Annotated in this window: 12 protein-coding genes; 10 read left to right on the top strand and 2 right to left on the bottom strand. The window is 67.6% G+C overall.

Annotated features, from left to right (window positions below):
* Window positions 1-37 precede the first annotated feature (37 nt).
* Entirely contained in the window at window positions 38-598 is a 561-nt protein-coding gene (locus tag ACIRQP_RS03830; RefSeq protein WP_403882885.1) for a guanylate kinase, read from the bottom strand.
* Entirely contained in the window at window positions 595-1,635 is a 1,041-nt protein-coding gene (locus ACIRQP_RS03825; protein ID WP_403882882.1) for an AAA family ATPase, read from the bottom strand. Before ACIRQP_RS03825 ends, ACIRQP_RS03830 begins: the two co-directional genes overlap by 4 nt.
* 212 nt (window positions 1,636-1,847) lie before the next feature.
* Here ACIRQP_RS03825 and ACIRQP_RS03820 point away from each other — a divergent pair, with 212 nt between their 5' ends.
* The 10 genes from ACIRQP_RS03820 to tyrS all read left to right on the top strand — a co-directional run bounded on the left by ACIRQP_RS03820 (window position 1,848) and on the right by tyrS (window position 11,454).
* On the top strand, window positions 1,848-2,045 hold the full coding sequence (locus tag ACIRQP_RS03820) for a hypothetical protein (RefSeq protein WP_109916195.1): 198 nt from the start codon (window positions 1,848-1,850) through the stop codon (window positions 2,043-2,045).
* A 306-nt stretch (window positions 2,046-2,351) separates the two neighbouring features.
* On the top strand, window positions 2,352-3,029 hold the full coding sequence (locus ACIRQP_RS03815; RefSeq protein ID WP_403882878.1) for an HAD family hydrolase: 678 nt from the start codon (window positions 2,352-2,354) through the stop codon (window positions 3,027-3,029).
* Complete coding sequence (locus tag ACIRQP_RS03810) at window positions 3,014-4,027, top strand: alcohol dehydrogenase catalytic domain-containing protein (protein ID WP_403882875.1); 1,014 nt, start codon at window positions 3,014-3,016, stop codon at window positions 4,025-4,027. Before ACIRQP_RS03815 ends, ACIRQP_RS03810 begins: the two co-directional genes overlap by 16 nt.
* A 17-nt stretch (window positions 4,028-4,044) precedes the next feature.
* On the top strand, window positions 4,045-5,196 hold the full coding sequence (locus tag ACIRQP_RS03805) for a hypothetical protein (RefSeq protein ID WP_403882872.1): 1,152 nt from the start codon (window positions 4,045-4,047) through the stop codon (window positions 5,194-5,196).
* Window positions 5,190-6,086 carry a radical SAM protein gene (locus tag ACIRQP_RS03800; RefSeq protein ID WP_403882869.1) on the top strand — a complete coding sequence of 299 codons (897 nt, stop codon included), beginning with the start codon at window positions 5,190-5,192 and terminating at the stop codon, window positions 6,084-6,086. Before ACIRQP_RS03805 ends, ACIRQP_RS03800 begins: the two co-directional genes overlap by 7 nt.
* Window positions 6,083-7,099 carry a hypothetical protein gene (locus tag ACIRQP_RS03795; RefSeq protein WP_403882866.1) on the top strand — a complete coding sequence of 339 codons (1,017 nt, stop codon included), beginning with the start codon at window positions 6,083-6,085 and terminating at the stop codon, window positions 7,097-7,099. The genes ACIRQP_RS03800 and ACIRQP_RS03795 overlap by 4 nt, the downstream gene beginning before the upstream one ends.
* A gap of 93 nt (window positions 7,100-7,192) precedes the next feature.
* On the top strand, window positions 7,193-7,957 hold the full coding sequence (locus ACIRQP_RS03790; RefSeq protein ID WP_403882863.1) for a class I SAM-dependent methyltransferase: 765 nt from the start codon (window positions 7,193-7,195) through the stop codon (window positions 7,955-7,957).
* On the top strand, window positions 7,954-9,045 hold the full coding sequence (locus tag ACIRQP_RS03785) for a hypothetical protein (protein WP_403882860.1): 1,092 nt from the start codon (window positions 7,954-7,956) through the stop codon (window positions 9,043-9,045). Before ACIRQP_RS03790 ends, ACIRQP_RS03785 begins: the two co-directional genes overlap by 4 nt.
* Entirely contained in the window at window positions 9,042-9,953 is a 912-nt protein-coding gene (locus ACIRQP_RS03780) for a glycosyltransferase family 2 protein (RefSeq protein ID WP_403882857.1), read from the top strand. Before ACIRQP_RS03785 ends, ACIRQP_RS03780 begins: the two co-directional genes overlap by 4 nt.
* Window positions 9,954-10,050: 97 nt before the next feature.
* The gene (tyrS, locus tag ACIRQP_RS03775; protein WP_403882854.1) at window positions 10,051-11,454 is read left to right on the top strand and encodes a tyrosine--tRNA ligase; all 1,404 of its coding nucleotides are present in this window, start codon (window positions 10,051-10,053) and stop codon (window positions 11,452-11,454) included.
* Window positions 11,455-11,525: the final 71 nt, after the last annotated feature.

The following is an 11,525-nucleotide window of genomic DNA, read 5'->3' as shown; positions in this document are numbered from 1 at the left end:
GCAGGTCGCATCCGCTGGGGCGCTGGCGTCCTGGCCGTCAGGAGCGAGGTGGCGTGGTACGGACGATGTCGTCGATCCTCTGTGCGGTTTCATGGGGTGCCGTCGCGTCCGTCTCCACGCGCAGTTCCCACTGGGCTCGCGGGTGAGCCGCAAGATCGGCCTCAGTGGCGTCCCACGCGGCCAGCCGGGCCGCCGTGTCGGTGTCACCGCGCTGTGGTGAGCGTCGAGCGGTGGTCTCCTTGGAGCACCACAGCTGAACGCGCACCCAGCGGGCCGGGTAGAGGACGGTCACCTGATCCATCCCCGCCATCTGGCCGAGGTGGACGACTGGGGTCCTGCTGCCCTTCATGGCCTGGTCGACGCCGGGGCGGTCGACGACGTAGATGTTGCCGTACCGGTCGTTGCGGTAAATGACATCGCCGCGTGCCTCCAGGGCGGTCAGCTGTTCTGGCGTACCCATCCGGTACCCCTTGGTCTTCCCGGTCCCGATCTTCAGCCGGGTGAACGGCACGTACCCCGCGTCGAGTTCGGTGAGCGCCGCCGTGATCGTGTCTTTGCCCGCGGCCGGCGGCCCGTACAGCAGGATGCCCTGCCTCACTGAAACACCGTCCCGAAGACCTGGCGTACCTGGTCCGTGAGCGATATCGCGGAGCCGAGCCGGTTGTCGACGACCAAGTGCGGTACGACGGGCCGCAGCTCAAGATCGATCCCGGCAGCGTACGTGTCCCAGTTCTGGAGTTTCCAGCTGTCCCGGGCGGCGGACCGGAAGCTGATGTACTCGTGCATCGTGTCGAGGTCGCACTGAATCCAGACGACTGCGACGGTGACGCCACGGGCTTCGCAGCGGTTGATCAGGCGCCGCATCCACCGAGGGTCGGTGGTCTCGGCGATGAAGGGCGCGGAGAGGACGGTGCTGATCGCGCAGTCGACGTTCGCGTACGCGGTCTCCAGCAGACACTGGTACTCCAGCGGGCGGACCTTCTCCCGGTAGAGGTCGGTGTGCCGATCGTTGGGCTCGCTGCCCATTTCAACAAGGAGGCGCTCGACGAGCGGGCGCGTGATCGGGTCCTTGTCGAGGACGGGCCATCCAGTGAGTTGCGATACGAAGCGGGCGAACTCCGACTTCCCGCTGCCCGCGTAGCCGCCGACCATCATCAGCGTCGGCCGGTTCGGATCACCGCCGGTGTGGCGCCGCTTCCAGGCGTCGAGGATTCGCTGCTGGACGCCCAGGCCGTCGGCGTCCTCCGCGCTCGGCGCCAGCTGGTGCAACGCCCGTTCCACGGCCAGGACGTGGGCGCCGTTCTGCGGTTCGCTCGACGCGGTGAACTTGAGCTTCGTGGCCTCGTCGGGCAGAGCGTTACGGAAGCCGAGCTCGGGCTCGGTCGCGCGGTACAGAAGGCAGTACGCGCGACGGTAGTGCGGTCCGGGATAGACCTCTCCCTGCTCGTGCTGCCACAGCGTCTGAAAGTTGGCCGCCGGCACCGTGAGCCCAGCAGCCCGGGCCACCTCGCGCAGCTGCTCACCCGCGCCTTCGAGCGTCAGGCCGTGAGCTTCGCGTTGTTGTCTCAACCTGTCCGGGCGCCACCCCGGGCGACTCTTACCCACCGCGCCTACCGCCTGCCCATCCCTGGTCATGATCCGGAGCCTAAGTCTGCCTGTCATGAACCCGTGTGTAAGCGGATGTTGAAAAGTCAGGTCGCCCGGCCATGAGCTGCTGATGAGCAGCTTCAGGAACGGCTTGTGATACTCCGCACAGCTCCGAGCCGCTGTCATGGTCACACCGACGCGGTCGTCCCAGTACCCGCCTCGGTCTCCACTATTCGTCCGAGATCGAAGGGGGCTCCGCGGTGGCTGTCGATGTTGCTGTCCTGCTGCTCCTCGGCATCGTGATCGTCTTCTTGTGCCGCGGAGGTGGGCTCAAGGCGGGTCACGCCGTTGTGTGCTCGGTTTTCGGCCTGTATCTCGCCGGGACCCACACCGTCGGCCCGTTCGTGAAGGACGTCACGGCGTCGGTCGCCGGCTTGCTGTCAGGGCTGCGGCTGTGAGCGCGCCGACGACTTCACCGGGCCCTGGCGACCCAGCGCGGCCTCGACCTGGTGGCAGTCAAGTCCTCCTTCCTCGTCTGTCGGACGCCCGAGAAGGCGTCATCTGGCCGCAGGCCAGCCAGCCGGAAAGTTCGGTTCTGCACGAGATCACCGATCTACCGATGGAGCCTCACCATGTGCTATCCGCCGACGTGCACCTCCATGTCGACGAGCCTGTCCGCGCCCGCCACACATCCAGTGGGCGACGTACTGCTTGGCCCTTCACCGCAGCGGAGTTCTGCTGCTCCGGCTCCACACCCGACCGCAGTGATACTCGATCTATTCGGCACGCTCGTCGCAGCCCCGAGTGTGGTCGAGCGGAGGGCTGCCGCTGCCCAGTTCGCTGCGATCCTGCGCGTATCCCCGGCGGTCGCCGAGTCGGTGCTGTCCGACAGTTGGCAGGCGAGGCACGACGGGCAGATGGCGTCCACCACCGAGGTGGCGGTTCACCTCGTCGCTCGCTGCGACGCCTCTGCTGCCTGTGTGGATGAGCTGGAAGTGCTCCTGGCCCGGCTCGCCCATGTCCGTCTGCAGGCCGATGCCTCTCTCCTGCGGGCGCTGGAGCAGCTACGGCGCGGTGGCGCCAGGCTGGCCGTCCTCAGCGACGCGTCTCCGGACATCGCCGAAGCGTGGAGCGCAGGCGACCTCGCGCCACACTTCGAGGCTGTCGTGTTCAGCTGCCGGGCGGGTGCGGTGAAGCCCGACGGTCTACTCTTCCGCGCGGTCCTTCGAGACCTCGGTGTTGCCCCGCAGCAGGCCCTCTACTGCGGCGATGGCGGCGGTGACGAGCTTGCCGGCGCAGAGCGGGCCGGCATGCGTGCCGTGCGCGTGGAGCGTCGGGGCGGGCCGAGTGGCCTCGCGTTCGGCGAGACCGCTTGGTCCGGCAGGGCGATACCCGACGTGGAAGCTCTCCCCACCTTGCTGGACAGATGGGGGCAGCGGTGACCGGCCCGTACGCGTGGGCAGTTGAGAACGGAGTCCTCTGCCGACTCCCCGCTCCGGTCGCCATGTCCCCGGCACGTGACACGACGCTCGTCGAGACGCGCTTCACGGGATTGTGCGGAAGCGACGTCGCGAAGCTCAATCACCCGTGGCAAGGGCGATTGCCGGTACCGTGGTACCCCGGGCACGAGATCGTCGGTGTCGACACGGAGACGGGTGACTGGGTCGCAATCGACCCGCTGGTCTCCTGCCGCTCGTGCCACTACTGCGACCGTGGCCATGTCCACCTCTGCCCACGACTCCAGCGCATCGGGTGGGATCTTCCCGGAGGTCTCGCCTGCTGCGTGCGGGCGCCCCGCGGCAGCATCGTCCCGCTTCGCCACCTGCACGATCCCGCGCACGGAGTCCTCGCCGATCCGATGGCGGTGGCCCTGCACGGAGTCCGCTGCGGGCTACGTGTGCCTATGGGGCGGCTCGGCATCATCGGGGGCGGCGTCCTTGCGGTGTGCACGGCCATCTGCGCGGCAGAGGCGGGGTGGGACGTGCACATGCTGGTCAGGGAACCCTCGCGGTCGCATCAACTGCGCTACGTCCTCGACCGGCACATCACTCTCCACTCTGCCGAGCTGCCGGCGTGCGACGCCGTCGTGGACGCCGCGTCTGGTCACAGCGACGCCCCCATACGCCAGGCGCTGAAGGCTGTTCGTGACGGGGGAACGGTTCTCGTCCAGAACGCCTACGCGCCCCGCGTCGTTCTCTCGGTCCCCCTGCGGGATGTCTTCCGTCGCTCGATCACCCTGCGCGGCTCCTTCTCGTACTGCCGCGCGGACGGCCACGACGACTTTCGAGACGCCATCGACGTGATCGCCAAGGGCGGCGGCTGGGCCGCCCTGATGACCCGAGATCGATTCCCCCTCGGCGAACTGCCGCAGGGACTGGCGGCCCTGGACAACGAAGCCCGTCACCGCCCCTTCAAGGTCCTGCTCACATCCGACACGTGACGGAAGGAGCCCACGCCATGGCGGTCACAACGCCATTGCTGGCCCACAAGATCAACTCGCCGGCCGACATCCCACCCCAGGACGTCCACGACGGGATCACGCGCATCCTCGCCTTACCGGAGGGCCACACGCGCGACGTGATGCTGGGAAGCGTCCTGACAGGACTGCTCCTGCGGGGACCGAGACTGGAGGAGGTCGAGGCCGCTGTCCAGGCCGCGACCGCCCTGGACCGAAGCGGCTGGGACTTCCATCAGCCTCCGGAAGGCATGCGGTTCGTCGGCTACACAGGCAGTGGGAAGAAGACCTTCAAGACGATCAACCTCAGTACCGCCGCCGCGCTGGTGGCGGCCACCGGGGGAGCACACGTCGCGAAGCTCGGATCGCGCAGTGCGTCGTCGAAGACCGGGTCCCGTGACTTCATCGACCTCGTGGGGGCGACGAACGACACGGTGCCGCACCAGGAGATGGTCGACATCACGGCGGAGACCGGCTTCGGGTTCTTCTCCATCGAGAACCGCGTGCCCGAGTTCGACCGTCGCTACGGCGGCAGGTTCCAGGCCGTGCACGCCCTCAGTCTGGCGTTCCCCGCCCTCCTCAGCCCGGTCACCTGTCCCGCCTACGTGTACGGCCTCTCGCACCCCGCCGTCGGCGCTTCCGCCCGGCTGCTCTCCAGACTCGGCCTGCCCGACGTAACGGTCATCAACTCCAGCCTCGGCAAGGCGGTCCAGGTCGACGAACTGATCCCCGGAAGCACCGTACGGGCCTGCCGCATCAACGCCGGCGACGAGGACCTGACCTTCAACGACGAAGTACGCAAGGGCGCGTCGTCGATGCCGCAGGACCTGATGTCCGTCACCCAGCACGAGGACCCTCGGGAGAACGTCGCCGCCGCGATACGCGTACTGGCAGGCCAGGACACCAGTCGGGCGCGGAACGCGGTCGCCCTCAACGCGGCTTTGCTCATGGTGATGTCCGAGGCGGTGCACACCATCCAATCCGGCATCGACACGGCACTCACGATCATCGACGCCGGCGCGGGTCTGGACACGTTGCAGCAGTTCGTACGCCTCACCGGCGGTGCCCCGGACAAGCTCCGCTCGCTCCTGCGGCCCGTCTCCCCGACAGCCCTCCTGGTCAGCCCTGGCAACAAGGAGAAGGCCCCATGCTAACGCACGACGAACTCGCGATCGTTCACCTGGTCCTCAACACCGACTGCAACGCCTGGGACCTGGCACCGACCAGCGCCTCACCCGGTGTGTGCCGGTTCTGCTACCGGGAGCGCAACCGGGTCAAGACGGACCCGGACACCGTCCGGAGGGTCATCGACCAGGTCCGCGCCGAGTCCGAAGCCCACCGGATCGTGTTCACCGGCGGCGACCCCGTGATGCCCTACGACAACCACCTGGAGGTCGCCCTCCGGCACGCACGGGAAGCCGGCTTCGAAACCAATCTCCACACCAACGGGCTGCTCCTGAGCGACCGTTACGCGGGGGTGCGCGACCACGTGACCCTCTACTCCCTGGCCATCGACGGTCCGGAGGCGGACTCGGCCGACTGGTTCCGCGGGCAGGGCTACTTCGAACGGTTCCGGTCCAACGTCGAGTTCCTCGTCGCCGACCGGCGCCGACTCGCCTTCAACACGTTCACCACGGCCGCGTCCGCGCGGGAGCTGCCGCGGCTCGCGGAGTTCGTCGCCGCCATCGCTGACCGCACGCCGGTCGAGTACTGGCTGATCTCCCAGTACAGGCCCATCGGCCGTGCCAGCGCGGGCAAGGCGGAGCTCTACGGCTTCGAGCGGGATGACTTCGTCCGAGCCGTGGACGGGGTGCGCGGTGCCGTCGCCCCGGTGGAGATCTTCGCCCAACCCACACGGGCGCCCGAGGACCCGTACCCGTTCCGCGTCTGGGTCCTCGCCGACGGAACGGTCACCGCGGACCTCGGCAGCGTGGCCGCGCCCCGCAACGCCGTGATCGGGGACCTGCTGGCCGACGGCTTCGAGCCACTGGTCCGCCGAGCCTTCGCCCTACGAGAGCAGCCTCAGTTGGAGGGGATCGCATGAAGTTCGACACCGCGTACTACGAGAGCGTCATCGACCAGCACCAGTACGAGCACTTGGGCCTCGGCACCATCGACTTCGCCCTCGCGGGGATGAGCCCCGGTGACCTGCACACGAAGTGGGTGTGCCACACCGGGGCGCGGGAGTTCGCGGACGCCGTCGCGGCGGGCCAGCCGACGATCGTTACGACCGGCATCGGGCTCGGCGGCCCACCGCACGCCGGCACCCTCTTCCAGCTGCTGCGTGCGGTCAAGCTCCAGCAGCACGGGCTCGACGTGCAGATCGTGCTGGGCGACCTCGACTCCTACAACGCGCGCCGCACGCCGCTGGACGCGGTGCGCCGCCTGGCCGACCAGTACGAGGAGTTCGCACTGGGGCTCGGCTTCGATCCAGGGCGCGGTGTACTGCGTCGGCAGGAGGGCGAGACCGATGTCATGGCCACCGCGTTCCTGCTCTCGCGCCATCTGGACGACGACGACTTCCATTGGGCCGAGGAGGACCTCGCCGGGCTCTACCGCAACCACGGCGTCTTCGACCACCTCAACTACGGCATGAAGCAGGCCACGTTGCTGATGGCCGCTGACTTCGTGCACTTGCTGCGCGAAGGACGGCACGTGCTGGTGTCCCTGGGCGTCGACGAGCACAAGTACGTCGCCCTCGCCCGGCGCGGGGCGGAACGCTGGGGTCTGCCCGCAGACCGGCTGGCCGGCATCTACACCAAGATGATCCCGGGCCTCGGGGGCCTGCCGAAGATGAGTAAGAGCATCCCCGGCTCCGGAATCGACGGCTCCATGCCCGCCGAGGACATCAGGGCCCTGCTGGCGGCGGACACCGACTCGGCACCCTCCGACGACGGGTCGGCCCTGCTCCAGATGTACGCGTGTCTGCCCGAGGTCGGCCAGGCGGAGTACGACCGCGTCTCCGCCGCGCGGCGCGCCGTAGACCGGGAGTGGCATGTGATCCGCGAGGAGCTCGTCGAGCGGCTGATCACGTTGTTCTCCTGCTGGCCGAAGTAGCAGGCCCCCTCCGGCGGAGCGCCGAACCCGCGGCTGTAGCAGGCCGTGCGCCCTCTGCCGCACCACACACCCGAGCAAGCAAGGAGTCTGACTGTGCACGCGGACACCACGACCACATCACAGCCCCTGACTGGCCCCGATGCCCCGCAGCCCCCGGCCCTCTCCGAGTCCTCGCAGCCGATAGGCGGCCCCGAGACCTTCTTCATTCGCCGCGGCTACCGCAGCCGGAGCGAGGTCGAGTACTTCGTTGACGAGACGGACGACACCGTCACCTGGCAGCCCGACGTGTACCCCTACGCCGCCGAGCGGGCCAACGAGCTCGGCCGTGACGTCGTGATCGACATCGGCTGCGGGCAGGCGGGCAAGTTGGCCTCGCTCGCCGCCGCGCACCCCGACTGGACTTTCGTCGGCGTGGACTTCGGGGACAACCTGCGCTGGTGCCACGACAACCACCCCTTCGGACAGTGGGTGGAGGCGGACCTCGAATCGTCAGAGCGGCTGCCGCTCCACCCGGACCTCGTCCGCCGGTCCGTGGTGATCTGCTCCGACGTGATCGAGCACCTGGTGGACCCGGCCCCGGCCCTGTCCCTCATCCTGGCCCTGCTGCAGGAGGGCAGCGCCGCTGCCGTCCTGTCCACACCGGCCCGTGAGCGCCGCAGCGGCTACGACACCCCTGGACCACCGCGCAACCCCAGCCATGTGCGGGAGTGGGCAAGCGACGAGTTCCAGGCGCTGCTGCGGGTATCCGGATTCGAGATCCACTACGCGGGCCTCACCCGAAGCGACGACGCCTCCAACGGTCTGTCCACCCAGCTGCTCCTCGTCGGTGCGGGAGGGACGGAGGTGGGAGAACAGTGACGGCGGTTCCCCGGTCCAGGGGCCTGCGTGTCGTTCACCTGCCGGCTCGTACCCCGTACGCGTGGAAGCTCCAGAGCCCTGACTTCCACATCCTGAACGGGACGGAGATTCCCACGGGCGAGACTGTGCCAGAGGCGGTCAGCGCCGCATGGTTACTCGAACACGGCCCTCTCACGTGGCTCGACGTCCTGCACCTGCACCACATCGACTTCGAGGACATCGCCACCCTGGAGCGCCTGCTCGACGCGTGCCTGGGCTACGGGGTCAACGTGGTCTTCACCGCCCATGACACCCGGCCCATGGTCGGCAACGCCGAACGCTTCGAGGAGCGGCTGCGGCTGCTCCGATCTGCCGAGGTCAGCTGGGTCTGTCTCACTGAGGGATCCGTCACGAAGCTGACGGAGGTCCTCGGCGAGCGGGTCACTGCAACGGTCATCCCCCACGGATACGTCGCTGCCCCGGAGTCGCTGGCTGACCTGGAGCGCGAGGCGAGGGGCCCGGGGGCCAGGTACCTCATGTTCGGTGCCTCCCGGGCCAGCCGGGACCAGTTGTCCACCATGGCCAACTGGAGCCTGGGGATCACGGATCCCCACAGCACGCTCCACGTCCTCCTGCGCGCGTTCAGCCCCGCAGACTTCGCTGACGCCGGCCGTGCCCCTCTGCTCCTGGAGACGGCCCGGCACGATCCCCGTATCCGCCTCACCATGCGCCCGTATCCCACGGACGACGAAGTGGTCAGAGCCGGGCTGGCTTCGGACTCCCTGCTGCTGCCGTACCTCTGGGGGAGTCACTCCGGGCAGCTGGAACTGGCCTTCGACCTGAACCTGCTTCCGGTCTGCTCCCTCACAGGGCACTTGCCCGAGCAGTATGAGCGGCACAAGGGGCTCGTCGAGGAACCCGAATGGTTCGACTGGTCGCAGGGGCATCCCAACCTCTTCGGAGAGAAGTTCCTGACCGCGCTCGAGAAAGCGACAGCGCGGCTCGGCTCCAGGCCCCGTCGCCTCGACCACGAGTTCCTCGACTACAGGGCCCAGGAACACAGGACGATCCTGGACGACTACGCCCGCGTGTACGGGGGTGACCGGTGAGCGCCACTCCGCGTATTTCGTGCGTGATCCTGTGCCACAACTACGGCCGATATCTCGACCAGGCCATAACAAGTTGTCTTGAACAGGAGCCCGGAAACTTCGTCCTTCACGAAATCATCGTCATCGACGACGGATCCAACGACGAAACTGAGGAGGTATGCCGTCGCCACGAAAAGAACGTCAAGGTCATCCGGAGGAGCCAGCAAGGTTTCGGCCAAACCTTGACCGACGCCTTTCTTCTCAGCACAGGCGACTGGGTGGCTCCGCTCGACGCCGATGACTGGTTCCACGCATCGAAGCTCCGTACATGCGCCGAGGCGATGACGGGTGAAACGCTGTTCATTGAGCACTGGGAAAACGTCGTCGACTCCAACGGAAACCCCAAGCTGAAAGACCCGCACCCGGGCGGAAACACGAGCACGTTGGTGGTCCATCGCGAGGCTACCCTCAGCCTCCTGCCGGTGAGCAACGAGATCTTCTTCCACGCGCTGCGCGAGGCTGGCCGCGGTGCCGTCCTCCAGGACCCGTTGACCTCCTATCGGGTCCACTCGCACAACATGACCGACCGAAGTACGCCCGGCCTGTCGCAGGATTATCGGGCCGAGGTGTGTCTGGGACTCTCCGATCGGCTCCGCATGATGGATGGGAACCCTCCCACCTGGGCGACCACTCGCCAGCTCAGGGGGATCTCCCAGCATTTCCGCGTACTCGCTTCCGGGCACAGAGTGGAATCCGCCCTGCAGCGAAAGAAGCACCTGCCCGCCATGATCTTCCTTCCGGGGATGCTCATCGCCACGCTCCGAGCCCGAGACCCAATAGCCCCGTGGCTACGCTCCCTCTCCAGTGCGATCGTGGGCCGGCCGCTGGTACAGCTCTCGACGACCCAGGGAGAGCGGGCTGAACCGTGATCATTTCGGTGATGCGACGGGGGTGGCGATGATAAAATCGCCGCTTCCAATCCCTACTGGTCAGGCCAGTTGTCCGACCCAGGAGCGTATAAGCGCCATGAGCCGTTTGAGCGAGTCTGTCACCCGTGTCATGCACATCCTCGATGGAGCGGACCTGGGCGCGGACTATACGGCCGCGCAGCTGCTCAGCGAGACAACAGCACGGCGCTCCCTCGACCTCTCCGACCTCTCCCCCGAGGAACAGGCCGCACTGGTCGAGGGGCGTGCGAACCACCTGATCCCTTCGGCCGCGGTGCTCGCCGAGAGGATCGAAGCCGCGCAGGTCGCCGGACGCCCGTTCGTCGTCAAGTACGGCATCGATCCGACCTCGCCCGACGTCCACCTCGGCCACGCGGTACCGATCATCATCGCCAGCCGGTTCCAGCGGATGGGCCACCACGTCGTCTTCATCATCGGTGACGTGACGGCCAAGATCGGTGACCCGTCGGGACGGTCCTCGGATCGGCCTCCCCTCACCGACGAGGACATCGCCCGCAATCTGAGCGGCTACCAGCAGCAGGTCACACCGTTCATCGACTTCGAGCGTGCCGACCTGCGCTTCAACGGCGAGTGGCTGAACAAGGTCACCCTGCCGGAGCTTGTCGGGGTTCTTGCCCGGGTGCCGGTCTCCATGTCGCTCCAGCGCGAGGACTTCCGCACCCGGCTAGCCGATGGCCATGGGCTGTCCGTCGCCGAGTTCGTCTACTCCGTCGTCATGGCCTGGGACTCCGTGGCCATCGACGCCGATGTCGAACTCGGCGGTGTGGACCAGCTGTTGAACCTCCAGATGTGCCGCAAGGTCATGGAGATCTCGGACCAGAACCCCGAGGTCGTCATCACCACCCCGCTCATCGACGGCACCGACGGCACGGGCACCAAGATGAGCAAGAGCAAGGGCAACTACGTGGGCCTGACGGCGTCGCCTGATGACGTCTACGGCCGGCTGATGTCCATCCCCGACCACCTGACCGAGCCGTACCTCCAGTTGCTCACCGAGTGGACGGACGATGAGATTCGCGTGATCACCAAGCGCCTGGAGGAGGGGACCGCGCACCCGATGGCGATCAAGCGCATCCTCGCCGGCGAGGTGGTGGCAGCCCTCCACGGCTTGGACGCTGCGGCTGCCGCTCGCGCGGAGTTCACGGCGCGCTTCTCCAAGCGCTCTTTCGCGGACACCCAGAACCTCCCCGTGATCTCCCTGAAGGACCACGCCGAGGACACGCTCGGGGCGCTGATCAGCCGCACGCTGGACTTCGCTCCCAGCATTTCCGCCGTGCGCCGTGTGGCTCAGCAGAAGGGCCTCCGTCTGATCCTTGAGGCGGACGGAGAGCAGGCACCTACGCCGCTCACCGAGGCGTCCGTGCAGCAGGCGCTCGGTGAGGTCGTGAGCGAGGTTGGGGCACTCGAAGGTGCCGAGCTGTACCTCAAGGTCGGCCGTAAGGTCGCCCGCATCGACGTCTGAGATCAGGGCGCGGCGCCGACTCACCATCGTGAGTCGGCGCCGTTCTGCTTGCGCTCGATGCGATCCGCCAG

It is taken from the genome of Streptomyces sp. NPDC102274, from assembly GCF_044766385.1.
Taxonomy (GTDB): domain Bacteria; phylum Actinomycetota; class Actinomycetes; order Streptomycetales; family Streptomycetaceae; genus Streptomyces.
Note: the sequence above shows the minus strand (reverse complement) of the source record. Positions and strands in the feature narration are given on the sequence as shown.

What these genes read in the sequence shown, in the direction of transcription:
- ACIRQP_RS03825 (WP_403882882.1), bottom strand. Translation starts at nt 1,635, where the DNA reads ATGACCAGGGATGGGCAGGCGGTAGGCGCGGTGGGTAAGAGTCGCCCG.
- ACIRQP_RS03810 (WP_403882875.1), top strand. Translation starts at nt 3,014, where the DNA reads ATGGGGGCAGCGGTGACCGGCCCGTACGCGTGGGCAGTTGAGAACGGA.
- ACIRQP_RS03805 (WP_403882872.1), top strand. Translation starts at nt 4,045, where the DNA reads ATGGCGGTCACAACGCCATTGCTGGCCCACAAGATCAACTCGCCGGCC.
- ACIRQP_RS03800 (WP_403882869.1), top strand. Translation starts at nt 5,190, where the DNA reads ATGCTAACGCACGACGAACTCGCGATCGTTCACCTGGTCCTCAACACC.
- ACIRQP_RS03795 (WP_403882866.1), top strand. Translation starts at nt 6,083, where the DNA reads ATGAAGTTCGACACCGCGTACTACGAGAGCGTCATCGACCAGCACCAG.
- tyrS (WP_403882854.1), top strand. Translation starts at nt 10,051, where the DNA reads ATGAGCCGTTTGAGCGAGTCTGTCACCCGTGTCATGCACATCCTCGAT.